The organism is Nocardia sp. NPDC050406 (assembly GCF_044459025.1).
Classification (GTDB): Bacteria; Actinomycetota; Actinomycetes; order Mycobacteriales; family Mycobacteriaceae; genus Nocardia.
In genome coordinates, this window is sequence record NZ_JBITIM010000002.1 from 1,119,529 (window position 1) to 1,146,195 (window position 26,667).

Sequence of the window (26,667 nt, forward strand, 5' to 3'; positions counted from 1 at the left end):
TTGGTCTCGCGCTGGGCGCGCACCGATACCGCGCGTCGGCGACGCGTCCATAACCTCTACGGTCCGGCCGAGGCGACGATCTGGGTCACCGCGAGCGCGGAATTGGTGGTGGACCAGCCGATCACCCTCGGTTCCGCCATCGCCGGTATGACGGTGCGCGTTCTGGATTCGTGGCTGCGGCCGGTGCCCGTCGGGGTCGCGGGCGAACTGTACGTGTCGGGACCCGGTGTGGCGCGCGGATATCGGGGCCGGGCGGCGTTGACGGCGTCGCGATTCGTCGCCGATCCGTACGGTCGCCCGGGCGGACGCCTGTATCGCACCGGCGACCTGGTCCGGTGGCTCCCAGAGGCCGAATTCGGCTCCGGCGTACTGGAATTCGTCGGTCGCTCCGACTTCCAGGTGAAGGTACGCGGGCAGCGTCTGGAGCCGGGTGAGGTCGAGGCCGCGTGCACCGCGGTGGACGGCATCGAACAGGCCGTCGTGGTGGCGCACGCCAGCGATACCGCCGCCGTGCGACTGGTGGCCTATGTCGTCGCGACGCCGGGAACCGACCTGGACCCCGCGGTGGTGCGGGAGACGGTGGCGCGGCGGCTGCCGGGCTTCATGGTGCCCGATGTGGTGACCGTACTCGAGGAACTGCCGCTGACCAGCAGCGGCAAGGTCGACCGCCGGGCGCTGCCCGAACCGGAGTGCGCCCCGCGGGTCTTCCGAGCGGCGACCACGGCCACCGAGCGGATTCTGACCGAGGTCTTCGCCGAGGTCCTCGGACTCGACGTGGTGGGTATCGACGACGACTTCTTCGTGCTCGGCGGCGATTCCATCGTGTCGATTCAACTGGTGGCGAAGGCCCGCGCGCGAAGCCTGGTATTCGGCCCGCGCGAAGTGTTCGAGCAGCGCACCGCCGCGCGCTTGGCGCGCATCGTCCGGACGGCCGACGACGAAACGGTCCTGACGGAGCTACCCGGCGGCGGGGTGGGGGATATGCCGCTGCTGCCGGTGGCGCGTTGGATGGTGGACTGGGGCAAGGGATTCGACCGCTTCGATCAGCATGTAGCGCTCCGGCTTCCCGCCGGGATGGACGAGGCGGCACTCGTCGCCTCGGTGCGCGCGGTCGTCGAACGCCACGACATGCTGCGTTCTCGACTGTGCCGCGACGATTCCGGGCAGTGGTCACTGGCGGTCCCGCCCGCCGCATCGGTGGACGCGGCGTCGACGGTCCAGCGCCGCACTCTCGATCCCGCCCTCGAGATCGACTCCGAGGCGGGTAGGCGTTCGGTCTCGGAAATTGCTGCCGCGGAACTGGATTCGGCCTTGGGACGACTCGATCCCGCCGCCGGGTCGATGGTGCGATTCGTGTGGCTCGACCCCGGCGTGGACGCGGCGGGTTGGCTACTGGTGGTCGCGCACCACCTCGTCGTCGACGGTGTCTCCTGGCGCGTACTGGTCCCCGATCTGCTCTCGGCCTTCGAGCAGGCCGCGGTGGGCGCGGTGCCGGTGGTGGCACCGGTGGGCACCTCCATGCGCCGATGGGCGCACGGCCTCGCCACCGCCGCGACCGAGGAATCCCGAGTCGCTGAATTGCCGCTGTGGCAGTCCATGGCGACCGGCCCCGACCCGCTGTGGGGCGGGCGCGAATTGGACCCCGCCGTCGATACCGCCGCGACGCTCGAACAGGTCGAGGTGGAGTTGCCCGAGCCGCTCACCCGCGCACTGCTCACGACCGTTCCAGCGGTCTTCCACGGCGCTGTCAACGACGGCCTGCTCACGGGTTTGGCTGTGGCCGTGCGGGAGTGGCGGGAACAGCGGGGAGTCGATGAGCCCTCCGTACTCGTGCGCCTGGAGGGCCACGGCCGCGAAGAACAGGTCGTCCCCGGCGCGGACCTGTCCCGCACCGTCGGGTGGTTCACCACGATGTTCCCGGTGCGCTTCGACCTGACCGGGCTCGATCCGGACGATATCGGCGCGGCCGTGCTGGCGGTCAAGGAGACGCTGCGGTCCCTGCCCGACAAGGGAATTGGTTACGGGCTGCTGCGCTACCTCAACGAAGAGACCGCCGCTCAGCTACCCGCCACCATGCCGGGGCGCATCGGGTTCAACTACCTCGGTCGCGTCTCGGGCGCCGGTGACAACGGAATCCAAGGAGGGCTGGCCGATCCGAACACCGCGCCGGACCCGGATATGCCGGTCAGCCTGGCCATGGATGTGAGCGCGATCGCCGTCGACGACCGTCTGCGCGCGACCTTCCGCTACCCCCGAACCCTGCTCGATCGCACGGAGGTCGAGGAGCTGACAGCGCTGTGGACACAGGCGCTCACCCATCTCGTCGACTGTGCGAAAACATTTGGCGCGGGCGGACACTCGCCATCCGACTTCGCGCTGGTATCACTCACACAAGCCGATGTCACCGCCCTGGAACGCGCCTACCCCGCACTGAGCGACGTATGGCCGCTATCGCCTTTGCAGGCCGGACTGTTGTTCCACGCCCAGATGACCGACACCGCGGGCGATGTCGATGTCTATGCGTCGCAGGTGATTCTGCGACTGTCCGGCCAACTGGATCCGGAGCGCTTGCGACGGGCGGCGAGCACCGTACTTCAACGCCACCAGGGGCTGCGGACAGCCTTCGCGACCGTCGGTGGCGTGAGTGTCGCGGTGATCAGCGACGAGGTCGAATTGCCCTGGACCACGGTCGATCTCACCGAGCGCCCCGACCCCGACGCGGCACTCGAGCAGCTGGCGGCCGATGAGAAGGCACAACGCTTCGACCTCGCCGCCGCGCCCTTGTTGCGCTTCACCCTGGCCCGGCTGGACACCGACCGGTGGGCGCTGATCCTGACCAACCACCACGTGATCCTCGACGGCTGGTCCTGCCCCCTGCTCATCGCCGACCTGTTCACCGACTACCTCGGCGAACACCCGCGACCGGTGGCCGGATCCTATCGAGATTTCCTGGAGTGGTTGGCGAGTCGCGATCACGCGGCCGCCCGCGCGGCCTGGTCCACGGCCCTGGCGGGAATCGAACCCACCCTGGTCGCCACGTCCGGCACCGGAGCGGTCGCGGAGCGGTGGACAACCATCGACGACACCCTCGCCCGCGATCTGATGGCCGCCGCCACCGCCGCGGGCGTGACGCTCAATACCGTCATGCAGTCGGTGTGGGCGCTGCTGATCGCCACCCTCAGCGGCCGCGACGACATCGTCTTCGGCGCGACCGTCTCGGGCCGACCCGGCGAATTGCCAGGGGCCGACAGCACTATCGGCCTGTTCATCAATACGATCCCGGTGCGGGTGCGCCTGCGGCCGACCGAGACCGTCACGCGCCTGTGGACCCGAATCCACAACGAACAGGCCGCCCTCCTGGACCACCACCACGTGGGCCTCACCGAGATCCACGAGCTCACCGGCCACGACGCGCTGTTCGACACCGCAATGGTGGTCGAGTCCTATCCCATCGACACCCAAGGCATTCGACAGCTCACCGGTGCCGTCACGGTCACCGGCGTCACCGCCGCCGATGCCACGCACTACCCCCTGACGTGCAGCGTCATTCCGCAGGACGGCCTGCGCATTCGATTGCAGTACCGCGAAGACGCCTTCGACACCGCCGCTGTCACGACACTGTCGCAGCGCCTGCGGCAGATGCTGCGCACCATCGCCCACGACCCCGCCACCCTGGTTCGCGACATCGAACCATTGTCGGCACCCGAGCTGCACCGACTGGTCCACGAATGGGGACGCGACACCACCGCCGACCCGATCGCGACCCTGCCCGAACTGCTGGCCGCAACGGTAGCGGCCAACCCGGACGGCCGCGCGGTGCAGGACGGCGAACGGTCCCTCACCTACCGCGAGCTCGACGAGGCGTCGAATCGATTGGCGCGCTTGCTGATCGACCGCGGCGCGGGACGGGAATCCGTCGTGGCGATCGGCGTGCCGCGTTCGCTCGAATGGGTGTTGTCGGTCTGGGCCATCGCCAAGACCGGGGCCGCATTCCTCTCCCTCGATCCCGCCCACCCCGTGGATCGCACCCGGTTCATGTGCGCCGATTCCGCTGTGCGAGTTGGCATTACCACCGGACGGTACGGCTCGGCCATGCCCGAGGACGGCGTCGCCTGGCTCATCCTCGACGAGCCTGGCACCGAAGCACGCATCGGCCAGTACCCATCCGGGCCACTGTCCTCGGCCAGGCCGCTGCTCACCAATACGGCCTACATCGTCTACACTTCCGGCTCCACCGGCCGACCGAAGGGCGTGGAAGTCACGCACACCGGTCTGGCCGCGCTGCTGGCCACGCAACGCCACCACCTCGCCGTGACCCCGGACGCCCGCGTATCGACCGTCACCGCACGCACATTCGACGCCGCGATCTTCGAAATGCTCCTCGCCGTCTCCGGCGGCGCGGCACTCGTCGTCGTGCCGGAGGACATCTACGGCGGTCCGCCATTGCGAGAGCTGTTGCGCGGCAAGCGCATCACCCACGCCTTCATGACACCGGCGGTGGCACTGTCGGTCGACGCCGAAGGACTGGACGACCTGCGCGTGGTCATGACCGGTGGCGATCGCTGTACACCGCAACTGGTCTCACGGTGGTCGCACACCGACAGCGCGCGGCAGCGCACCCTGCACAATGTCTACGGACCCGCCGAAGCGACGATCTGGACCACCGACGCGGAATTGGTCCCCGGCCGCGCGGTGTCGATCGGTGGCCCGATCCGAGGGATGGGCGTCGTGGCGCTCGACCCGTGGCTGCGGCCCGTTCCCGCCGGTGCGGTGGGTGAGCTGTACATATCGGGACCCGCCGTGGCGCGCGGCTACCGGGGTCGGCCGGGCCTGAGCGCCGCCCGGTTCGTGGCCGACCCGTGGGGAGCGCCGGGCGAACGCCTGTATCGCACGGGCGACCTGGTCCGGTGGGAGGCCGAATCCGATTCGGGCCGTGGCGTTCTCACCTTCGTCGGCCGCGCCGACTTCCAGATGAAGATTCGCGGCCAGCGCCTGGAGCCGGGCGAGGTCGAGGCCGCGCTCACCGAGCTGACCGGCATCGCACAGGCCATCGTGGTACCGCACGGCTCCGACGCCGCCGCGCGGTTGGTCGCCTACGTGGTCGCCGAACCCGGACACACACCGGACCCCGCGATGGTTCGCCGGTCGCTGCGGCAACGGTTGCCCGGCTTCATGGTGCCGGATGTGGTGACCGTGCTCGACGCACTCCCGCTGACCGTGAACGGCAAGATCGACACCGCCGCCCTGCCCGCGCCGGTCCTGACCCGGGCGTCGTATCGGCCACCGGTCACCGCCGTCGAACAGGCGGTGACCCAAGCCTTCGCCGAGGTCATCGGCACCGAACGCATTGGGCTCGACGACGAGTTCTTCGCCCTCGGCGGCAACTCCCTGTCCGCTACCCGCGTCGCGGCACGACTGGCCGATCGCCTGGGCATCGCCGTGAGCGTGCGCGATATCTTCGAACGGCCGATGGTCGGCGACCTGGCGGAACTGGCCGCCACCCGAGCGCACGGACCCGCCACGCCGCGACTGGCCCCCCGGACGCGCCCGGAGCGAGTGCCCCTGTCCTTCGCGCAGCAGCGCATGTGGTTCGTGAACCGGTTCGCGCCGGGCTCGACCGCCTACAGCATCCCGCTCGTGCTGCGCCTGTCCGGTGCGGTAGATGTCGCGGCGCTGTCGGCCGCGGTGCGGGATGTGCTGGTCCGGCACGAGGTGCTGCGCACCCGGTATCCCGACCTCGACGGGGTGCCCTTCCAGGAGATCGTTCCGGTGGCCGAACTCGCGACAGCCGTCGATGTGGACGTGCAACCGATACCCGTGACCGAAACGGAGCTGGCGGACCGTCTCGCGCGGGTAGCGTCCTCGGGATTCGATGTGGCGCAGCGGGTTCCGCTGCGCGTGCGGCTGCTGTCCGTCGCACCCGGGGAGTTCGTGCTGGTCTGGGTCGTGCACCACATCAGCGCCGACGGATTCTCGATGGCGCCACTGGCGCGCGATCTGGCGGCGGCCTACGCCGCGAGAAGTGCGGGGCGGCAACCGGACTGGACGCCGCTGCCGGTGCAGTACGCGGACTACGCCCTGTGGCAGCGCGAGCTGCTGGGCGCGGCGACGGACCCGGACTCCGTGCTGGCTCGGCAACTCGGCTACTGGACCGAGCAATTGCGCGGACTGCCGGAGGTTCTGGAGCTACCGAACGACCGGCCCCGCCCCGCCGTCGCCTCGCATCGCGGAGCCACCCACCAGTTCGCGCTGGACGCCGAGACCGTCACTGGAATGCGGACACTGGCCCAGTCGCACGGGGCGACCGTGTTCATGGTCTGCCACGCGGCGCTGACCATCCTCCTGTCGCGACTGTCCGGCAGCGGCGATATCGCCGTGGGAACCCCCGTGGCCGGGCGCGGAGCCGCCGAACTCGACGATGTGGTCGGCATGTTCGTCAATACCCTCGTCCTGCGCGCCCGGGTGAACGAATCGGTGTCGTTCACCGACCTGCTCACCGATATCCGCGACACCGACCTGAATGCCTTCGCGCACGCGGAAATCCCGTTCGAACAGATCGTGGAGGCCCTGGATCCGCCGCGCGGCCAAGCCCACCATCCGCTCTTCCAGGTCATGCTGGCCTTCCACAATCTCGACCAGGCCGGGCTGGAACTGCCGGGCCTGCGGGTGACACCCTCGGGCACCGACACCGGCATCGAGCGATTCGACCTCACCCTGACCCTGACCGACACACCCGATGAGCACGGTGCGATCCCGGTCAACCTGAGCTACGCCACCGACCTGTTCGACGCGTCCACGGCCGCCACGTTCGCACGCCGACTGCGCCGGGTATTGCGGGCTGTCGCAACGAATCCGGCTGTGCCGGTACGGGATATCGACGTCCTCTCGACATCCGAGCGGCATCATCTGCTGCACGAGCGCGGGCACGGTGCGGCACGCGACACCGGAGCCACGACGCTGCCGCACCTGCTGGCAGCGGCCGCTGCCGCCCATCCCGAGGGGACCGCCGTCGTGGACGGCGACCGGCGCATGACCTATCGCGAACTCGACGAGCACTCGAATCGATTGGCGCACCACCTGATCGGGCGTGGAGTCGGACCGGAATCGGTCGTCGCGATAGCCGTTCCACGCTCGCTGGACTGGGTGCTCGCGGTGTGGGCGATCGCCAAGACCGGTGCCGCGTTCCTGTCCGTGGACCCCGACCATCCGGCGGACCGCAACCGGTTCGTCTGCACGGATTCCCGGGCGCAGTGCGTGCTGGCCACCGGGGAACTCGGGTTCGAGGTGCCCGGAGAGCTGGTCCGGATAGACGAACTGGACCTCGAACACCTCGCCGCCACAACGTTGCCCGCCGCACCGAGCCGCCCGACCAATACCGCCTACATCGTGTACACCTCCGGTTCGACCGGACAGCCGAAGGGCGTGGAGGTCACCCACACGGGACTGGCCTCCCTCGTCGCGGCGGATGTCCGCGACTACGCGGCGGGACCCGAGGCGCGCGTACTCGGCGTCGCCGCACGGACATTCGACGCCGCGATCCTGGAACTGCTGCTCGCCGTCTCCGGTAGCGCGGCCCTGGTATGCGCCCCCGCGGATGTCTACGGCGGGCAGCCCTTGGCGGAACTGCTCCGCGCCCAACGCATTACCCACGCCTTCCTCACCCCCGCCGTGGCGCTCTCGATGGACGCCGACGGCCTGGACGACCTGCGCGTGGTGCTCACCGGCGGCGACCGCTGCGGACCACCGCTGGTCTCGCGCTGGTCGCGCACCGACCGCGCGGCCCAGCGCACCGTACACAACCTCTACGGTCCCGCCGAGGCGACGATCTGGGTGACCGCCAGCGCCGAATTGCGTGCGGCGGAACCGATCACCATGGGCTCGGCCATCGCCGGAATGTCGGTGCTCGTACTCGACACCTGGTTGCGCCCGGTGCCCGCCGGGGTGGTCGGCGAGCTGTACCTATCCGGCCCCGGGGTGGCACGCGGCTACCGAGGCCGCCCCGGACTCACGGCCTCGCGCTTCGTCGCCAACCCCTACGGGCAGCCGGGCGACCGCCTCTACCGCACCGGCGACCTGGTGCGCTGGACCGCCGACACCGAGTCGGGCGCGGGCTCATTGGCCTTCGTCGGCCGATCCGACTTCCAGATCAAGGTGCGCGGCCAGCGCCTGGAACCAGGCGAGGTCGAGGCCGCCCTCACCGCACTGGACGGTATCGAGCAGGCGGTGGTCCGCGTGCACTCCGAGCGGTTGGTCGCCTACGTGACCGCCCGATCGGGGCACGAACTCGATCCGGCCGACACGCGCCGGGCAGTGGCCCGCCGCCTGCCCGGCTACATGGTGCCCGACGTGGTGACGGTGCTCCCCGAACTCCCGATGACCGCCAACGGCAAGCTGGACCACCGCGCGCTGCCCGAACCGGTCACCGCACCCCGTGTGTTCCGCGCACCCGCCACCCCCACCGAACAAGCCGTCGCCGACGTCTTCGCCGAAGTCCTCGACGTGCCGAGGGTCGGAGCCGACGACGACTTCTTCGCCCTGGGCGGGAACTCGCTCAGCGCCGTGCGGGTCGTCTCCCTGCTGCGCGCCCGCACCGGCGGCCAACTCACCTACCACCGCCTGTTCTCCGACGCCACACCCGCCGCGCTCGCCCAAGCCCTGGACGGCGAGCCCGACGGCATGAACATCTCCCTCGGCGTCCTGACACCCTTGCGCTCCAGCGGCTCCCGCCCGCCGCTGTTCTGCGTGCACCCCGGCGGCGGCCTCGCCTGGGTGTACGGGGCGCTGGTGGGGCACCTGCACCCCGACCGCCCGGTACACGGACTCCAGGACCCCTACATCGTCGCCGACGAACCGCGCCTCGAATCCGTCGACGCCTACGCCGACCGCTACGTCCGAGAACTCGTCGAGCGCTTCCCCTCGACCACCTATCACCTGCTGGGCTGGTCGCTCGGCGGGCAGATCGCGCACGCCATGGCCGTCCGCCTCCAGGAACTCGGCCATTCGGTGGGCCTGCTCGCCCTGGTCGACGCGGGCATCGCCACCGGGGCCGAGGAGATTCCCGAACCCGGACCGCGCGAGATCGCCGAGACCGTCGGCCGCATACTCGGCGGGTGGCGAGAAGCCCTGGGGCTCACCGAGATCCCGGAGATCGACGATATCGACCAGTTCCACGCCCTGGTCTCGGACCGCATCAGCCGCGCCGGAATCCTGACACCGCAACAGATCTCACGCGTCCTCGAGAGCTTCTCCCAGCCACTGCCGTACAGCCCACGCCGCTACGACGGCGACGCACTGCTGTTCACCTCGTCCCGCGAACCGGACCGCGACCAGCTCGCGCACACCTGGCGGCAGTACATCACCGGACGCATCGAACGCATAGCCGTCGACGCCTGGCACACCGGAATGCTGAACGCGGACAAGGCGGCCGAACTCGGACCGCTGTTGGAGGCCCGACTATCGGCTCAGCCGCCACAGTGAGGTGATCTCCGCGGCCCGGGCGGCATGTAGCGGATCATCCGTCGCCCGGGCCCGGCGGTGGTGCGGCTTGGTGTCGAGCCGATCGAGTACCCGCAGCCCCGCCGCCTCGATCGACGCCGCGAGCTCGGTACTCGACCGCAACTCCAGGCGTTCGGCCAGGTCGGACACGATGAGCCAGCCCTCGCCACCCGGAGCGAGATGGTCGGGCAGCCCGGCGAGAAAGCCGCGCAGCATGGCGCTGTCGGGGTCGTAGACGCCGTACTCGAGATCGGAGGTGGGGCGCGCCGGAAGCCACGGCGGATTGCAGACCACCAGATCGGCGCGGCCCTCCGGATACAGCGCGGGCCCGACGACGCGAATCCGCTCACCCAGATCCAGATCGCGGACCGTCGCGCGGGCGCAGGCCAGAGCGCGCGGACTGGCGTCGGTGGCGACGATATCGGTGACACCACGCCGGGCCAGCACCGCGGCGAGCACACCGGTGCCGGTGCCGAGATCGAAAGCGGTGCGCGCGTTTTCGGGCAGCGCCGCGGACGCGACCAGATCGATGTACTCCCCGCGCACGGGCGAGAAGACACCGTAGTGCGGGTGAATACGGGCGTTCAGACAGGGAATCGGAACGCCCTGCCGCCGCCACTGATGCGCGCCGATCACCCCGAGCAGTTCGGTGAGCGCGACCAGCATGGTCCTGTGCGCCGGACCGTAGGCCTCCCTACAGGATTCGCGCACCTCCGGTGCGCGGCGCAGGGCCAGCGAATGATCGTCCTCGAGCGCCACCAGGATCCGACCCAGAATCCGGGCGCGGTGCGCGCGATTGCGCCGATGCTGTCGGAAGCGCTCGGCCGGATTCCCCACGGGCGGCGGCGATTTGCGATCCAGGCGGCGACCCAGCGCGGCCAGCAGCTGGCGCGCGTTCTGATAGTCGCCGCGCCACAGCAGCGCCGTGCCCTCACAGCACAGGCGATAGGCGGTATCGGCCTTCATTCGGTCGTCGGCCACCTCGATGCGCGCGGGCGCGGGGGTGCCGTTCTCCGAATGCCAGACGGCGGTTGTCTCGGAATCGTTCTCGATCCAGGACACGGTGGACCCGGAAACAGCGGACCCGGGAATAGCGGACCCAGGAATAGCGGACACGGAAATCTCCTCGTCGAGGGCGTGCGGGGGCACGAGGAGCGCTCCGACGAAGAGTTCGCGAAATGGTCGGCGCTACGACGGCACCGGCGTCACAGGGAAGAAATCAGCGATCTCGCGTCGAAGCGCTCGCGGAGTCGCCGAGAACCATGCCCATACACACACCCCGAACCTAGCACGATCCCGAATCGCCGGGAACGGCGCAGGTCAGGCGGACCGCCCGGGTATTCATAGCAATCGCTCAGGCAAATCGGGAGCAGACCACGGGTTCGGGTCGTTCAATAGGGGAGTGCCGCAGTGCGGCACCCGTCGGGCCGAATCCCAGGAGGTCGCGCCATGCACACCGCAGCCATCGAGGTCGGGGGTCTCGTGCCGGTTCCAGGTGGGGGAACGCGATTGGGGCGAGTGGCGGGGCAGGCCGTGAGTCGCCGAGGGCGGCGCACCATCAATGCCGACGCGGTCGCCACCGTCAGCGACGCGCGCACCGGACGCTCCGCCTTCGTGGTGGCCGACGGGGTCGGCGATCACCTGGCGGCCGCGCGAGCGGCGCGCATCGTCGCGCGCACGGCGGCGCGGGTGGCCGTGGTGCGCGGCGCACGCGAGGGAATCCTTGCGGCACAACGGGAACTGCTGCGTGAGCTACCCGAGGACAAGGCCGACAGCGTGCTCGTGGTCGTCGTCCTGCCCGCCCCCGGTCACCCGGACGCACCCGCCGATATCGCGTGGGTGGGCGACTGTCGCGCCTACCGCTGGAACGGCCGCGTCCTGCACCAGATCACCACCGACCACACCGTGGCCGAATACTTCCAGTCCCGCGGCCATCAACCCATGCCGGGCATGGGACACCTCGTCACCACCTCCGCCCGCACCACCCGCCCGGGCGATATCGGGTCGGCCGCCACCGGCTCCAGCGCGGGCCGACTGCTGCTGTGCACCGACGGCGTCGGCAAGCGACTCGAGATGGCGCAGATCAAAGCGATTCTCGCCCAGGGCAAGTCGCTCGGACAGACCGCCGACGACCTGGTCGAAGCGGCGCTGAACACCGGCGGCACCGACAACACCACCGCCATGGTGGTGGACGCGATGGCGGTCGCGGCGTCCTAGAGCAGATTCGCCAGACCCGACAGCGGGCCGGGAAGTCCCGCCACATGCTTCTTGATGCCCTCGGCCACCGGATTCGGTGATTCGGCGCGCAGCCGGTCGAGTTCGGCCTGCATGGTGGCGACGGTGGACTCGTAATGGGCCTGCACCGCGGCGGTATCCTCCGGATCGCCGGGCTCGGTGGACCAGTTCAGCGGGGGCAGGAAGCTCACGTGCACCGAGGCGGGCAGCGGCACCTGCGGCAGAATCGGGGCCACGCCGAAGGGGAGACCGACGGTGTACGGGAACACCTTGGCGCGCACCAGCTTGTCCAATTGCAGCAGTTTGGCGGTGCGCTCACCGCGGCTGAGAATGAAGATGGAGTCGTGGCCGCCGTTGGCGACCGCCGGAATGACCGGAACGCCCAACTTCAACGCCAGCCGGATGAATCCCTTGCGGCCCGCGAAGTCGATCTTGCCGCGATCGGTCCAGGGGCGGCACGCCTCCCAGTCGCCGCCGGGGTAGACCATTACCGCGCCACCGTCCTTGAGGCCCGCCGACGCTGCCTCCTGCGAGGCCGGGATCACCCCGAAACTGCGCAGACTGTCGCCGAGAAACGGTGCGCGCAACAAGATCTCGTGCGCGACGCCGAAGCTCGGCTCGTCGGGACGGCGCTCCATCATGGCCATGAAGGTGATCCACACCTCGGGGGCCCAGTAGATGGAGGAGTGATTGCCGATGACCAGCGCCGGGCCCGAGGTCGGGAGATTCTCCAGGCCGCTCACCCGCGGCGTGAAGTACCTGGTGTAGGCCCGCGCCAGGGTGAGCATCGGGTGATTCGGATCCGGAACCTGCTTCGTGGTGCTCATGTACCCATTCCTGTCTATCGCACTGGCGGTGGACGGGCGGCACGCAACGGCGTACGCCGACGTGCGAAATCACGTCGGGTGGAATCGAATTGCCCCCGGTACATCCCCATTGATAGTCCCCGATGGCCGCGCGTGCGCGGACCGGTACGGTGCCTCGCGTGCCCATCGTCGCGACTCTGCGACCGATGTCCGCCACCGTCCTCCTGCGCCACCGACGGTATCACCCAAGCGCTTGCTTGGTAGGAACTGTGCGAAACCCAACACTCGGGGCATTCGCTCCGGCGTGACCGCTCGTTTCGTCCTAGGATTCCCGCTCTCGGTGTTCCTACACGTGGTGCGAGTGTCAGGCCGACAGTTTCCAGACCCGAACGGCCAGATGCACTTCCAGTCGGCGCGGACCGTCGAGCCAGTCCGCGCCGAGGAGTTCGCCGATGCGCGCGAGCCGCTGCCGGACCGTATTGCGGTGCACGAAAAGCTCTTCCGACGTGCGCGCGATAGTGCCGCCGAACTCCAGATGCGCCCAGGCGGTTTCGGTGAGGGCGGTGTGGTATTTGGCGTCGTAGTCGAGCAGCGGCTGGATTTCGGCGAGGGGTCCGAAGGCCGGATCGAGGGTGTGGGCGGCATCGAGGAGCAGGCCGACCGCGCCGAGCCGAGCGCCGTCGAGTACCGCTCCGGTGCGGCCCAGGACGAGCAGGGTCGACAGCGCGCGTCCGGCTTGCCGGTACAGGGTGGGTAGACGGTCGAAACCTGTTGCTGGACCGGCGAATCCGATGGTGGACACGGACGGTTCGGCGGCCAGCGCGGTGTGGATGCGGTCGGCGACCGAACCGTCGTCGGCGGCCACCACGCGGAAGTCACCCTCGTAGCGGGCGATCAGGGCGCGCGGGGTGGCCACGGCGGTGCGCAGACAGGTCTCCAGGCGCCGGGGATCGGCGCCCGGCGCGGAGACGACCACCACCGTCAGGGCGTCGGTCGGCCGCAATCCGAATCGCGCGGCGCGCTGGCGTTTTCGCTCCGGACTCACCTCGCGGCCGGAGAGCAGGTCGTCGAGGACCTCGGACTGCAATTGCTGCGCGGCGTCGTGCGCGACGCGATCGAACAGACGCAGCACCGTCAGGAAGATCGACAGTCGGTCGAGCAGCCCGGTCGGCATATCCGGAAGACGTTGTGCCAGAACGAGAGTCGCTAGGTGAGTGCTTCCGGCGTGTGCGGGAACGACGGTGAGGGATTCGCCGTCCACCGTGACCTCGCGCGGCATCCCGGTGGCCGCCGCCGCGGCGATCGCGTCGTGCAGGCCGGTGGCGGCCAGGGCGGCGACCCGAGTGCGCCAGGCGTCGTCCAGGCCCTCGGCTGCCCGGGCCGCCAGCACCCCCGCGGCCGCGTCCAGGATCGCCACCCGTTCGGCCGCGATATGGCGCACCAGATCGGCGAATCCGTCGTGCCCGCGCCCGCCGATCACGGTCTCGATGAGACGACGGTCCAATTCGACGAGGCTCTGCAACTCCGACATCTCGTGGTCGCGCGTGGCCTGTTCGCGCCCGAGGTGTTCGAGCGCGCCGCGAATACTGGAGAACCGCTGCGCGTTGTCCAGGGCCACCGCCGCGTGCTTGCCGATGGCATCCACGAGATCGACCGTCTCACTGGGGTATTCGCGCGGGCTGCGGTCGGCGATGAGCAGCGCGCCGATGGTCTCGCCGTGCAGGTACAGCGGTACGCCGAGAATGGAGCGCACCCCCTCGGCCCGCACGATCGAATCCACCTGCGGCAGATGGGTGATCTCCGGATCGTCGAGGTAGTCCGAGCTCTGATACGGCGAGACGCCCGCCGTCGCCCGGCCGACGATGCCCGTGCCGATGGGCATGCGCAGCAGGCGGTACGCCTCGGTCACCACCCCGTCGGATTTGCGGATGTAGGTCTCGTCGCTGGCGTGGTCGTTGAGGCTGATGTAGGCCATATCGCTGCCCGAGAGCGTGCGGGTGCGTTTGACGATGGCCTGGAGCACGGCCTCCACATCGCGAATGCCGGTGAGATCGGTGGCGGTGTCGTACAGCGCGCGCAGCACCTCCTCGCGACGGCCGCGCTCGGCCGACCGCAGGCCCAGCTCGCGGGCGGCGCGGGCTGCTCCCGGGGTGAGCTCGCCGCGCTCGAGGGCCGCGGCGACCAGCGCCGCCAACTCGTGCTGCGGGATCCCGGCGTGCAGGCCCTCCAGGATGGTCGAGACGCCGGAATCCATAGCCGTCCTCTGATGGTGTGCGCAATGAACCGGTACAGCCGACCGGTATGTGCAGTGTAGCCATACTCGCAGGTGGGGCCGCCGCCTAGCGTCGGAGCCATGCAGATAACCGGAGCCGTCCTCGAGGAGATCGGCCGTGACCGGCCCTTCGCCGAGTCCCGACCCATCACCGTCGCACCGGTCGAGCTGGGTGAGCCCGGACCGACCGAACTGTTGATTCGCATCGAGGCGGCGGGCGTGTGCCACTCCGATCTCAGCGTCGTCGACGGCAATCGAGTGCGGCCGGTGCCCATGCTGCTGGGACACGAGGCGGCCGGAATCGTCGAGCGGGTCGGCGCGCAGGTGTGGGAGCTGGCGGTCGGGCAGCGCGTGGTCATGTCCTTCCTGCCGCGCTGCGAACAGTGCGCGGCCTGCGCCGAGGGCGGGCGGCTGCCCTGTCCGGAGGGCACGCGCACCAACAACGCGGGCGAACTGCTGCACCACCCCGGACATCTGCACCGTGCGGGCGAGCGGGTGCACCATCACCTCGGGGTCTCCGGCTTCGCGACCCATGCCATCGTGGATCGCGCCTCGGTGGTGCCGGTCGGGGCGGATGTGCCGCCGGAGGTCGCGGCGATGTTCGGCTGCGCGGTGCTGACCGGCGGCGGAGCGGTGCTCAATGTGGCGCGCCCGACCCCGGACGACGAGGTCATGGTGGTCGGACTCGGCGGCGTCGGCATGTCGGCGGTGCTGGTCGCCAAGGCGCTCGGGGTGCGGCGCCTCATCGCCGTGGACGCGTTGCGGGAGAAGGCCGATCACGCGCTGACGCTGGGGGCCGATCTGGCGTTCGCGCCGGAAGAGCTGGCCGACAGCGGAATTCGCGCCCGCTACGTCATCGAATGCGCGGGCCACCCGAAGGCGTTCGAAACCGCCTATGCGGCAACGGCCGTCGGCGGTACGACGATCACCGTGGGTCTGCCCGGACCGCGGGCCACCGCGTCCATCACACCGCTGAGCCTCACCGCCGAGGCCCGCACGGTGGTGGGCAGCTATCTCGGCTCGGCGCTGCCCGCCCGCGATATCCCGCGCTACGAACAGCTCTGGCGGGACGGGAAACTGCCGGTGGAGCAATTGATCTCCGATCGCATCGAACTGTCGGGCATCAATGCCGCCATGGATCGGCTGGCCGAGGGCCGGGCCATTCGACAGATCATCACCTTCGACGCCGAGCGGGAGACCCGATGAGCTCGTCGCCGACTCCGGCCGACGTCCTGGCGAAACTGCCTGTCGGCCACTACATCAACGGTCGCTGGACCGACTGTCAGCCGGTATTGGCTGTGGAGAATCCCGCGAACGGCACCATCCTGGCGCGGGTCGCCGACGCCGATGCCGCCGTGGGTCTGCGCGCCCTCGGCGCGGCGGTCGATGCCCAGCAGCGCTGGGCCGATACCGCTCCCCGCACCCGAAGCGACCTGCTCATGCGGGTTTTCCGACTGCTCCACGAGCGCACCGAATACCTCGCCACGCTGATCACCCTGGAAATGGGCAAGCCCTATGCCGAGGCGCTCGGTGAGGTGGCCTATGGCGCGGAGTTCTTCCGCTGGTTCGCCGAGGAGGGCGTGCGCCCCGGCGGTGGCTACGGCACCGCGCCGAACGGGACGAAACGCATTGTCACCCTGCGGCAGCCGGTCGGACCCGTGCTGGCCATCACGCCGTGGAACTTCCCCCTCGCCATGGGCGCGCGCAAGATCGCCCCGGCGCTGGCGGCGGGCTGCACCATCGTGGTCAAGCCCGCGCCGCAGACCCCGCTCACCACCCTGGCCCTCATGGCACTGCTCGAGGACGCGGGAGTGCCCGCGGGCGTGGTGAATTGCGTGACCACCTCGGATGCCGCCGCGGTGTGCGCACCGCTCATCGCGCACCCCGCCTTGCGCAAACTCACCTTCACCGGCTCGACCGCGGTCGGGAAGGTGCTGCTCGCCCAGGCTGCGCAGCGGGTGCTGCGCACCTCCATGGAACTGGGCGGCAACGCCCCGTTCGTGGTGCTGGCCTCCGCCGACCTCGACAAGGCGGTCGCGGGCGCGGTCGCCGCCAAGATGCGCAATTGCGGCGAAGCGTGCACGGCCGCGAACCGATTCCTGGTGCACGAATCCCTCGCCGAGGAATTCGCCGAGCGGTTCGCCGCCGAACTGGCGGGGCTGACCCTGGGCGACGGACTCGATCCGGCGACGCGGGTGGGTCCGCTCATCGACGCGCCCGCGGTGGCGTCGGTGGCGAGTCTCGTGGACGACGCCGTCCGGCACGGCGCCGAGGTCCGCACCGGTGGGCAGCGCCGTTCGGGGCCGGGGCACTTCTTCGAACCCACCGTCCTCACCGATGTTCCGGCGCGGGCGCGCATTCTGCACTCGGAGATCTTCGGCCCGGTCGCGCCCATCGCCACCTTCGCCACCACCGCCGAGGCGTTGGCCGCCGCCAATGACACCGAGGCCGGTCTCATCGGCTACGTCTATGGCGAAAACCTCGGTGAGACACTGGCATTCGCGGAGCGTCTGCACACCGGCATGGTCGGCGTTAACGCGGGTGTGGTCTCCGATCCGGCCGCGCCGTTCGGCGGTGTGAAGGCCTCGGGCCTCGGTCGCGAGGGCGGTCGGGAAGGGCTCGACGAGTACCTCGAGACCAAATACATCGGGCTCGCACTCTGAATTCGCGTGTGGCGCTGCCGCGCTACCGCACCGGCGGCAGCGTCCGCGCGTCCGGGTCCGCGCCGATGGGCAACTGCGCGCCATTGTCCGGGATATTCGGGCGCGGGGCATTGGCCGAGCCGCGAATCTGTTGGTCCGCAGGGGGATTGGGGCAGTAGTTCCAGCGATGGAAGGTGCCGTCCTGCACCACGTACGGCGGGCTGGGCTTGGTCGCGTACTGGCAGAAGGGGCGCGGCCAGATATCCACGATGGTGTGGAACTCGCCGTCGTGCGCGGGCACGCCCATGGCATCGGTACCCGGCACCAGGGTGGGGAACAGCGCGCGGATGGCGGGCAGCCGCAGTTGGGCCGCGCGCACGATGGCGGTCATATTCGTGGCCAGATTGGTGATGGGGTCGGATTCGCGGTCCAGGGTCTGGCTGGCTATGCCGAGCAGCCCGGGACCGTCGTCGAGCAGCTGCCGCACCTCGGCGTCGGCGGCATTGGCCTGATCGACGAGAATGCGCGAATTCCGGGTCAGGGTGCCCAGATCCGGCTGGGCGTTCGCGGTCGTGGCGGCGATGCTGCGCAGATTGGTGATGAGCATGGTGGTCTGCGGCAGCAGCTTGTCCAGCCCGTACACCGCCAGGCTGATGCCGTCGACGAAGGCTCGGAACTGATCCGGGCCGCCGCTGAGCGCGGTATCGAGTTCGCTGAGAATGATCCCGATGCGGTCCGGGTCGATCTGGGCGATGAGATCGCTGGAGTTCTCCAGCATTTCCGAGATCGGCACCGGCGTGGAGGTGCGGCCCGGATCGAACGGGACGACCGCGCCGTCGTCGAAGTACGGTCCGGCATCGGTATTGGGCGCGAAGTCCAGATACTGCTCCCCGGCCGCCGAGAGGGCGTGCACATTGATCTCGGTATCGCGTGGAATCCGGTAGCGCTCATCGATTTCCGTGCGCACCGCCACCGAGGCGCCCGCATCGGTCAGCTCCACGGCCTGGATCTCGCCGATGCGGTAGCCGCGCCAGGTGACATTGTTACCCGCCTGCAAACCGCCCGACCGGTCCAACTGCACCGTCAGTGTGTAGGTCGAGCCCGGCGGGCGCACCCGCATGACGTCGAAGAGCAGATATCCCCCGCCCGCCAGCACTCCGAACGCGAGGGTCAAGCCGGATGCCACAAACCTGTGACGCTGCGAAATGCTCACGAGCCACCTTTGCCGCCGGGTACCGGGTCAACGCAATAGCAAACTCTTGGCGAAATCGCCGCTCATAGTAGCCGGTATTCACGTGCCCGCCAGCGCTTTCGCCGGTGCCGGTCGGGCGCGCTGCGCGGCGGGAATCCCATTGATACATTGCTGAAAAATTCATTTCTTTGCAGCAGTGGGGGAAGGGGTCCCGATCGTGGTTCACATCCATCATCGAGGCGAGGCCGCGGTGCCGACCGAATTCGCGTTCGCGTACATGTCCGACTTCGACAATCTGAAGGAGTGGCTGTACGGCTTCCAGCGGGCGCGGCTGGTCGGCGATATTCCGCACCGTCAGGTCGGGGCGATGTACGAGGGTTCGGTGAAGATCGGGGCCACGCTGAAGGCCACCATTCGAGTCACCGAATTCGTCGAGAACGCGCTGCTGTGCACCGAATCGGTCTCGGGATTCAGCAATCAGACGCGCTGGGAGTTCGAATCGCTGGGGCCGGAGCGGGGTGCGCTCACCGTGGACGTGGACTACCAATTGCCCGGCGGCTTGGCGGGGCGCGCGCTCGGGGCGGCGATCGAGCCGTTCGTCTCGATCGCCATTCGGCACACCGAGCACAAATTGCGGCAGGTGCTCGAGGAGCGATACCGGCAGTCGAAGACCTCGGTGTGAGAGTCGAGGGGGCGCTACCAGGCACGACGGGTGTCGTCGTCGCCCCATGAACCGTCGATGGCCCGCGACACGGCCTCGCGTCATGTGACGACACGCCGGTGGGGTGGGGTACTCTTCGCGCAGCTAATGGAAGGCAACCGGAGCTCGGGAGCCCGAAGTGTGCTGTGGAAAGGGAGATTCGATGATCGCCCGCTGCGTGGGGTTGGCCGGTGTCGTGTGCGCGTGCCTGGCGTTGGTGACCGGATGTTCGGGCCGGGGCGCCGAGCCGGGGGAGGACGCGGAGGTGGCGGCCGCCGACGCGTCGAACGCGCAGCGCAGTGTCTTCGTCACCGAGTGCGGTGGGACCGCCGCGGGCTGGCAGGCCTCCGGGGTGGTGAGCAATCGCGACGACGTGGAGCACCGGTACGCGGTGGTCGTCAGCTTCGTCACGCCGGAATCGACTGTGCTGGAACGCACTCGCACCGAGGTGCTGGTGCGGCCGAAGGCGACGGAGAATTTCACCACCGAGACCCGGCTCGATCCGGTGCGTCGACCCGAGACGGTCAAATGCGTGCTGCGGGACGTGGAGCAGCTCTGAACTCGGACTTCGGGTTGCTGGCAATCCGGGGCGGGGTGTGAGCAAATCCGCCCGGCGGGGGCGGTGCAGCGCCTAGGATCTGGCCTTGCCGGGTGCGACCGTTGTGGATTTGTCGGTGGCATGGTGCATGCTCTTGGGCACGCAAGTGTCCACCACCGCTCGGAGTGCCCCATGTCGTCCCGTCGCACCAAGCCACAACCCTTGTCGGATAGTGAGATTCGGCAGATCGCCGCGGATATCGCGGCGGGCCGCCCGCCGATGGTGTGGTTCACCTCCGCGGCGGTCGGCGTGCCGGAAGGACGATCCGGAAAGGTTCTCGCACTCGGTGATCCGGCCGAGGGTGATTTCCTCCAGGTCAAGCCGACCGGTTCGAAGGATGTGCTGTCCTTCGGGCCGACGGAGGTGACCTTGGTCAAACCGGCGCGGCCCCAGAAGGAGGCCGCGGCCGCGAAGAAGACCGCGAACAAGCCAGCAGCACCGAAACCGACAACGGCAACGAGGAAGGACTCCACTGTGACGATGTCGTCGCCCGCGACCATGTCATCGGCGGTGCCGAGCACGCCGAGCGCAGCACCGGTCGCGCCGAAACCCGAAGCGCCGCAGGCGTCCGGTGGCGCAGCGCCGCAGGCGTCTGGTAGCCCCACGCCGCAGGCGTCTGGCAGTGCAGCGCCGCAAGCGCCCACGGCCGGTGCGGCCCCCGCCGCCGATTCGGGCAAGCCAGCGAAGCCCGCCGGTTCCCGCCCCGCCCGCAATGCCGCCGCCGCCTCGGCGGCCCGCAAGCCCAAGGCCCCCGAGGTGACGGTCACCCTCTCCGGCACCGCCGACGGCGAGTGGACCCTCGACGTCGTCAATGGCAAGAAGCGCACGATTCGCGGTCTGTCCGTACCGAGTTCGGCCGTGGCCCAAGCCGCCAAGATCCTGCACCCCGAGGTCGCCGAGGTGGTCGATTCGGTCCTCGACGCCGTGCGCACCGCCCAGCGCAGCAAGGTCGAACAACTCCAGGCGGAACTGGAGAACGCCCGCAAACTGCTCGACGAGCTCACCAGCTAGCCGAGTCGGTACGACGGGCAACCTCCGACGACGACCGGTGTGACACAGATCGAGCCGCTCAGTCGAGAACTGAGCGGCTCGGTCGTCTGTCCGGGAGCGGTTCAGGCGCAGGCGATTCCGTCGCCGTCCGGGTCGAGGTGGGGGCTGTAGCTGGGTGCGCCGCGCAGTAGTGGGGCCAGACCGGCATTGCGGACGTCGTCGCAGGTGGCGTATTGCGGGCCGGGGGCGTAGCCCAGGCGCGCCATGAGGTCGGCGAGCATGGAGGCGATGCGCGGGCCGAGGGTGGCCGCCCGGTCGCCGATCTTGCCGGATCCGGTGCCGGACGAACCGGTTCCGGTGGAGCCCGATCCGGCGGAGCCGGAGCCATTGGCGGAGCCGGTCGCGCCGTTGGCGGACGAGGTGGCCGAACCCGGATTGGCCAGGAGTTCGGCCGATTGCGAGGCCGAGCCGGTGCCGGAGACCGCGACCTCGTTGGCATCGGAAGTGACGGTCTCCGAGGGGGTTTCGAGCGGGACGGCCAGCGCGGTGGTGGGCGCGGCGAGAGTCAGTGCGGCCGCGCACAGGAATGCGGCGGCGACGCGGGGCGGGGACATGGAACAACGCATACGGGCCTCGAAATCGGTGTGGTGCAAGGCTGTCGCGATCTCAGACCGCGGTCTCCCGATGCCAGACCCGAGGTACGGCGGAATCGGAACGGCCCGCTCCGAGATCATCATGGGAAACGTACCCGAGTGAGAATTCTTTCGCGTGGTACATTGCCGAATCCGCTTCGCGCAGAAGGTCGTACACGGTGGTGTCGGCGCCGCGCGGACCGCTGCACGCGATACCGATACTGGCCGCTATACGCACCTCGGCGGCACTGAGTTCGAAAGGCTCGCCCAGGGCCGCGAGCAATCGTTCGGCCAGCAATACGGCCTCCTGCCGTCCGGCCGGAGCCAACACCACGAATTCGTCTCCGCCATAACGGGCCGCGGCATCATCGCGTCTGATCATGCGCCGAATGCGCGCTGCCGCATTGGCGATCAATTCATCGCCCACCGCGTGCCCGTAGTTGTCGTTGACGCGTTTGAATCCGTCCAAATCGATGAACAGCAGCGCCAAAGGCCCGTCACCCCACCGTTCCCGATTACGGTGCAGCGCGCGCAGCAGCGCCGCGCGATTCAACAGGCCGGTCAACATATCGTGGTCGGCCTGGTACTGCGCGCGGCGCTCACTGCGGGCACTGCGCTCGATGGCGCGTTCACTGCGCAGCAGCATTCCGGCCAGCAGCAGGGCGAACAGCGAGGACACCACGATGCGGTCGACGGGTTGCAGGCTCGAACCGACCACCGGCACCAGTGAGGCCACGATGAGCGCCATGGCGACGATGCTGGCGCGCTGACGGGAGCGGTCCGACAGCACGCGGCGCGGCCCGCCGAGGGTGACCATGGTCGGGTGCAGGGCCGCCACGCCGATCAGCGTGTAAGCGAGTTGTGTTGGCACCACCAGGATTTCGTAGCCGAGGGTGGAGGAGCCCGCGGTGGCCAGGCTGTGCCCGAGATCGCCCGCCAGCAGGACGAGGACGGCCAGGTGCACCAGCCGCAGCGAGGTCTCCGATTTGGCGGAGGTCACCACCGAGTGCGCGACCACGGTCAGCATGAGCGCGTCCACGACCGGATAGGTCGCGGCGGTCAGCGTGGCGAAGGTGATGCGGTCCGCCGCGTGCAGGATGGGCGAGATCAGGAAGGTCCACGAGGCCAGTAGCGCACCCAACCCGATCAGCGCCGAATCCAGCAGCAGATCGTGGTCGGCGCTGGACTGGCGCGGGCGCAGCCACAGCACCGCCGCCGCGCCGATTCCGCAGTAGGCGGAGAGCATGAACAGATCGTCGAAGGGGTGGGTCTGCCAGGCGGTGAGATCGCGCAGCAGGATGCCGAGGGTGAACTGCACGGCGGAGGCGGAGAGCAGGTACCAGGGCAGCGGTTGCGGCGGATGGAAGCGGCGCATACCGACCCGGATCATGACGACGCTGGCGATCACGGCCGTGCACAGGGTGGCGAGGGCGAGCGGGCGGGAGACCACCAGTAGCGGCAGAGTGAGGACGGTCAGTGCGCAGCCGAACAGCAGAGCGCGCCAGCAGATTCCGAATAGTCGATCGGACCGTCCGGTCGGTCCTGCCTCGGTTCCCACCAGCCCCCCTTGTCCGCGCCGCCTCCGAGGGGCCGCGCTACGTTGTGGCCTGCGATACCTCCACGGTGAGGTGTTCCCGGTGCACTCGACGGGCGCGGCTCGACAGATGAAATGAACCTCGCACCAGCATCAATACCGAACGTTCGCGTCAACGCCCGCCCATGCGCAGCCGGGTAGTCGGGTCGATCATGACACGAATCCGCCCCCGCCGTACCGGAGTTCGTCGAACGCGCAGCCCCGCACAATGCATGACTCGCTGTGCGAGCCTACGAATCGAGCACGCCCGCACGCGCGGCCCCGAATCACATCCCCGCCCACCGCGCACGCCGGATCCCCACACGCCGTCCGGGCCGCGCCAACCCGTCATTCCCGAGGGTGCTCCTGGCCGCGTTCCACCCGCCGCGTCGTGGAAGCGCGCCGCGGATCGCCGAAAACGAACAGCCCGCCCGACCGCGATCACCCCGAACCGCGGTGGCGCGCCGAAGCGCGGACGTAGTCTGTGTCTCGAAGACCGTGTCGCCCAGGTGAACTCGCATGCCGAGGGCCGATGTGGACCGCTATCCCCCGCACGAGGGGCCGAGGTGGACCTGGTGACCTGACACGCGCATACCGGTCGAATCGGTAATGGCGGGACCGACTGGCCGGTTAGTATTCGCCACGGTTGTTCGTCTCCGCCCGATCGCATCGTCAGGAGAGCTGTATGCCGCTTCACGCCGATTCGCTGGCCGTCGTCCTCGCGGACGGACAATTGCGGCTGGATGCAGATCCCGTCGACTACGCGCTGGTCGCCCTGTATTTCGTCTTCGTGCTGGGTATCGGGCTACTGGCCCGCTCGCGGATCTCCTCGAGTATCGACTTCTTCCTCTCCGGCCGCTCCCTGCCCGCCTGGGTGACCGGTCTGGCCTTCATCTCCGCGAATCTGGGCGCGGTGGAGATCATGGGCATGTCGGCCAATGGCGCGCAGTACGGCATGCCGACCATGCACTACTTCTGGATCGGCGCGGTTCCGGCCATGCTCTTCCTCGGCGTGGTCATGATGCCGTTCTACTACGGCTCCAAGGTGCGCAGCGTCCCGGAGTTCATGCGCAGGCGCTTCGGGCCGGGCGCGCATCTGGTGAACGCGTTGAGCTTCGCGGTGGCGCAGGTGCTCATCGCGGGCGTGAACCTGTATCTGCTCGGCACCATCCTGAACGTGCTGCTGGGTTGGCCGCTGTGGGTGTCGGTGATCGTGGCCGCGGTGATCGTGCTCTCCTACATCACCCTGGGCGGTCTTTCGGCGGCCATCTACAACGAGGTGCTCCAGTTCTTCGTCATCGTGGCCGCGCTGCTGCCGCTCACCCTGGTCGGCCTGCACAAGGTCGGCGGCTGGGAAGGCTTGCGCGACAAGGTGACCGCCGGACCCGGCGATGTGGATCAGATGCATGCCTGGCCGGGCAATGAGCTCTCCGGCTTCGGCAGCAACTTCATGTCGGTGCTCGGCATCGTCTTCGGCCTGGGCTTCGTGCTCAGCTTCGGTTACTGGACAACGAATTTCGTCGAGGTGCAGCGCGCGCTGGCGACGCACTCCATCTCGGCCGCGCGCCGCACCCCGATCATCGGCGCGTACCCGAAGATGTTCGTACCCTTCATCGTTGTCATTCCGGGCATGATCAGCGCCGTGCTGGTGCCGCAGATCATCGAGCTCAAGGCGCAGATGACCGCGAACCCGGATTACAAGAGCGACACCACCTACAACCAGGCGCTGCTCTACCTCATGAAGGACACGCTCCCGAACGGCCTGCTCGGCGTCGGCCTGGCCGGTCTGCTCGCGGCGTTCATGGCGGGTATGGCGGCCAATATCTCCGCCTTCAACACGGTGTTCAGCTACGACCTGTGGCAGCAGTACGTGGTGAAGGAACGCCCGGACCACTACTACCTCAATGTCGGCCGCCTGGCCACCATCGGCGCGACCGTCGCCGCCATCGGAACCGCGTTCATCGCAGGCAATTTCGGCAATATGATGGACTACCTGCAGACGCTGTTCAGCTTCTTCAACGCGCCGCTGTTCGCCACCTTCATACTCGGCATGTTCTGGAAGCGAATGACCCCCGCGGCGGGCTGGTCGGGCCTGGTGTGCGGCACCGCGGCCGCCATCTTCGTCTTCATCCTGCACGAGACCGAGGTCTTCCACCTCTCCGGCCAGGGCGCGAGCTTCCTGGCGGCGGGCGTGGCCTTCGCGGTCGATATCGTGGTGAGCGTAGCGGTCACCCAGTTCTCGCGGCCCAAACCGGCGGCCGAACTGGTGGGCCTGGTCTACTCCGAGACGCCCAAATCCATGCGCACCGACCCCGAATCCGATTCGCTGCCTTGGTATCAGCGCCCGGTGCTGCTGGCCGGAATCGCGCTGGTCATCGTGATCGCCCTCAATATCTTCGTCGGATAGGAAAGGCCCGCCATGCTCTTCGATATCCGCACCATTGTCGGCGCACTGCTCGGCTGCTACGGCGTGATCGTGCTCGTCACCGGCCTGGTCTACGACTCCGCCGAACAAGAGGCGAAAACCGGTGGCGTGGACGTGAACCTGTGGGCCGGAATCGGCATGCTCATCGCCTCCGCGGTCTTCATCGCCTGGGTGGTGCTACGGCCGGTCCAGGTGCCGCCCGCCCCGCCCGAGACGGAGAAGCCCAGCGAATAACGCTGCGGCACAGCCGAACCCCGCCCGGGCGCGCAACCCGGGCGGGGTTCGTTCAGCACCTACTTCGCGACGGGAGCGTTGAAGGGCTGGTTGATCGTCGTGAAGTACTGTGCTGCGGCCAGAATGGCGACCGGGGCGGTGATGAAGATCTGGCCCGCCAGGGTGCCGATGAAACCGAAGGCGGCGGCACCGGCGAGGCAGCCCGCGATCGGGCCCGAGCCGAAGATGGTCAGGAGCGGTGCGGTCAGGGCCGCGCCCGCGATGGCACCGGCGATGCAGCCGACGCCCGCGCCGCCGATGCCGCCGACCAGGGTGGCGATGGACGCGCCCAGGCTGATGGTGCCGGTCATGCGGCTCCAGGCGGCGACCTCACGGTCGTACTCGGACTTCCACGGGGCCTTGTCCTCGAACGGCAGCGCTACCGGCTTGTACTGGGCGTGCGCGATATCGAACAGCGGGGTCAGTGTGGCTTTGCGGCCGGAAATGTCGGCGGCGATGGGGAATTCGAATTCGTCGACGCGGAACTTGAGTTCGGTGCCCGCGACGGTGGCGCCATTGGCGGCCTTGACTTTGAAGACGCCGTCCTCGACGACCATCGAACCGGCATCGGTCTCGATGACGGTATTCGTCTCGGTGGCGGTGGCGCTGTAGTTGATGGCATCGGAATTCGTCGTCTCGGCATGCGCGGTGCCGGTGGCGAGGCACGCGACCGAGGTGGCGAAAACCGTGGCGGCAGCGAGGTTCTTGACCTTCATCAGGTGAAATCCTTTGTTTTCGAGCAGGTTCGAGCGCGCCGCGACCATGTCTTCTCGCGGCGTTCTCGTTCGATGGTTCGACGACGTGGGGCGGCAGCGGTGTGACACCGTGCCGCTC

At 68.9% G+C, this 26,667-nt stretch carries 16 protein-coding genes (1 of these 16 only partly in view); 9 read left to right on the forward strand and 7 right to left on the reverse strand.

What is annotated here, in order from left to right; genetic code table 11:
• Positions 1-9,477 carry the 3' end of a non-ribosomal peptide synthase/polyketide synthase gene (locus tag ACIBH2_RS18350; RefSeq protein ID WP_397118822.1) on the forward strand. 18,717 nt of this gene lie to the left of the window's left edge, so 9,477 of the gene's 28,194 nt are visible here — the last part of the coding sequence; its start codon lies off the left edge, out of view; its stop codon occupies positions 9,475-9,477.
• On the opposite strand, the gene ACIBH2_RS18355 is transcribed toward ACIBH2_RS18350, so the two are convergent.
• A complete protein-coding gene (locus ACIBH2_RS18355; RefSeq protein WP_397118824.1) occupies positions 9,454-10,611 on the reverse strand; it encodes a methyltransferase in 1,158 nt (385 codons plus the stop codon). The two genes, ACIBH2_RS18350 and ACIBH2_RS18355, sit on opposite strands and share 24 nt — an antisense overlap.
• A gap of 333 nt (positions 10,612-10,944) precedes the next feature.
• Between ACIBH2_RS18355 and ACIBH2_RS18360 the strand changes: the two genes are divergently transcribed.
• A complete protein-coding gene (locus ACIBH2_RS18360; RefSeq protein WP_397118826.1) occupies positions 10,945-11,712 on the forward strand; it encodes a PP2C family protein-serine/threonine phosphatase in 768 nt (255 codons plus the stop codon).
• Here ACIBH2_RS18360 and ACIBH2_RS18365 read toward each other — a convergent pair.
• Together ACIBH2_RS18365 and ACIBH2_RS18370 are read right to left on the reverse strand one after the other, a co-directional pair.
• A complete protein-coding gene (locus ACIBH2_RS18365; protein WP_397118828.1) occupies positions 11,709-12,557 on the reverse strand; it encodes a lysophospholipid acyltransferase family protein in 849 nt (282 codons plus the stop codon). The genes ACIBH2_RS18360 and ACIBH2_RS18365 overlap by 4 nt on opposite strands.
• Positions 12,558-12,900: 343 nt before the next feature.
• Positions 12,901-14,790 (reverse strand): helix-turn-helix domain-containing protein, encoded by a 1,890-nt coding sequence (locus tag ACIBH2_RS18370; RefSeq protein ID WP_397118830.1) that lies wholly within the window; start codon positions 14,788-14,790, stop codon positions 12,901-12,903.
• A 99-nt stretch (positions 14,791-14,889) separates the two neighbouring features.
• On the opposite strand from ACIBH2_RS18370, the gene ACIBH2_RS18375 reads away from it, so the two are divergent.
• Together ACIBH2_RS18375 and ACIBH2_RS18380 are read left to right on the forward strand one after the other, a co-directional pair.
• Positions 14,890-16,014 carry an alcohol dehydrogenase catalytic domain-containing protein gene (locus ACIBH2_RS18375; RefSeq protein ID WP_397118832.1) on the forward strand — a complete coding sequence of 375 codons (1,125 nt, stop codon included), beginning with the start codon at positions 14,890-14,892 and terminating at the stop codon, positions 16,012-16,014.
• The gene (locus ACIBH2_RS18380) at positions 16,011-17,471 is read left to right on the forward strand and encodes an NAD-dependent succinate-semialdehyde dehydrogenase (protein WP_397118834.1); all 1,461 of its coding nucleotides are present in this window, start codon (positions 16,011-16,013) and stop codon (positions 17,469-17,471) included. The genes ACIBH2_RS18375 and ACIBH2_RS18380 overlap by 4 nt, the downstream gene beginning before the upstream one ends.
• A 22-nt stretch (positions 17,472-17,493) precedes the next feature.
• Here ACIBH2_RS18380 and ACIBH2_RS18385 read toward each other — a convergent pair whose 3' ends face one another.
• Positions 17,494-18,663: an MlaD family protein gene (locus tag ACIBH2_RS18385; protein ID WP_397118836.1), complete on the reverse strand. Its 1,170-nt coding sequence runs from the start codon at positions 18,661-18,663 to the stop codon at positions 17,494-17,496.
• A gap of 196 nt (positions 18,664-18,859) precedes the next feature.
• Here ACIBH2_RS18385 and ACIBH2_RS18390 point away from each other — a divergent pair, with 196 nt between their 5' ends.
• The 3 genes from ACIBH2_RS18390 (at position 18,860) to ACIBH2_RS18400 (ending at position 20,951) form a co-directional block, all read left to right on the forward strand.
• Complete coding sequence (locus ACIBH2_RS18390; RefSeq protein ID WP_397118838.1) at positions 18,860-19,324, forward strand: SRPBCC family protein; 465 nt, start codon at positions 18,860-18,862, stop codon at positions 19,322-19,324.
• 181 nt (positions 19,325-19,505) lie between these two features.
• Complete coding sequence (locus ACIBH2_RS18395; protein WP_397118840.1) at positions 19,506-19,901, forward strand: hypothetical protein; 396 nt, start codon at positions 19,506-19,508, stop codon at positions 19,899-19,901.
• A gap of 171 nt (positions 19,902-20,072) precedes the next feature.
• The gene (locus ACIBH2_RS18400; protein WP_397118842.1) at positions 20,073-20,951 is read left to right on the forward strand and encodes a DUF6319 family protein; all 879 of its coding nucleotides are present in this window, start codon (positions 20,073-20,075) and stop codon (positions 20,949-20,951) included.
• A 101-nt stretch (positions 20,952-21,052) separates the two neighbouring features.
• Here the strand turns inward: ACIBH2_RS18400 and ACIBH2_RS18405 are convergent, their stop codons facing one another.
• Together ACIBH2_RS18405 and ACIBH2_RS18410 are read right to left on the reverse strand one after the other, a co-directional pair.
• The gene (locus tag ACIBH2_RS18405; RefSeq protein WP_397118844.1) at positions 21,053-21,544 is read right to left on the reverse strand and encodes an excalibur calcium-binding domain-containing protein; all 492 of its coding nucleotides are present in this window, start codon (positions 21,542-21,544) and stop codon (positions 21,053-21,055) included.
• A gap of 52 nt (positions 21,545-21,596) precedes the next feature.
• Entirely contained in the window at positions 21,597-23,120 is a 1,524-nt protein-coding gene (locus ACIBH2_RS18410; RefSeq protein ID WP_397118847.1) for a diguanylate cyclase domain-containing protein, read from the reverse strand.
• A gap of 700 nt (positions 23,121-23,820) precedes the next feature.
• Between ACIBH2_RS18410 and ACIBH2_RS18415 the strand changes: the two genes are divergently transcribed.
• Positions 23,821-25,542, forward strand: a complete 1,722-nt coding sequence (locus ACIBH2_RS18415) for a sodium:solute symporter family protein (protein ID WP_397118849.1) — start codon at positions 23,821-23,823, stop codon at positions 25,540-25,542.
• A 12-nt stretch (positions 25,543-25,554) separates the two neighbouring features.
• The gene (locus ACIBH2_RS18420; protein WP_397118851.1) at positions 25,555-25,794 is read left to right on the forward strand and encodes a hypothetical protein; all 240 of its coding nucleotides are present in this window, start codon (positions 25,555-25,557) and stop codon (positions 25,792-25,794) included.
• A gap of 59 nt (positions 25,795-25,853) precedes the next feature.
• Here the strand turns inward: ACIBH2_RS18420 and ACIBH2_RS18425 are convergent, their stop codons facing one another.
• A complete protein-coding gene (locus ACIBH2_RS18425) occupies positions 25,854-26,549 on the reverse strand; it encodes a hypothetical protein (RefSeq protein WP_397118853.1) in 696 nt (231 codons plus the stop codon).
• Positions 26,550-26,667: the final 118 nt, after the last annotated feature.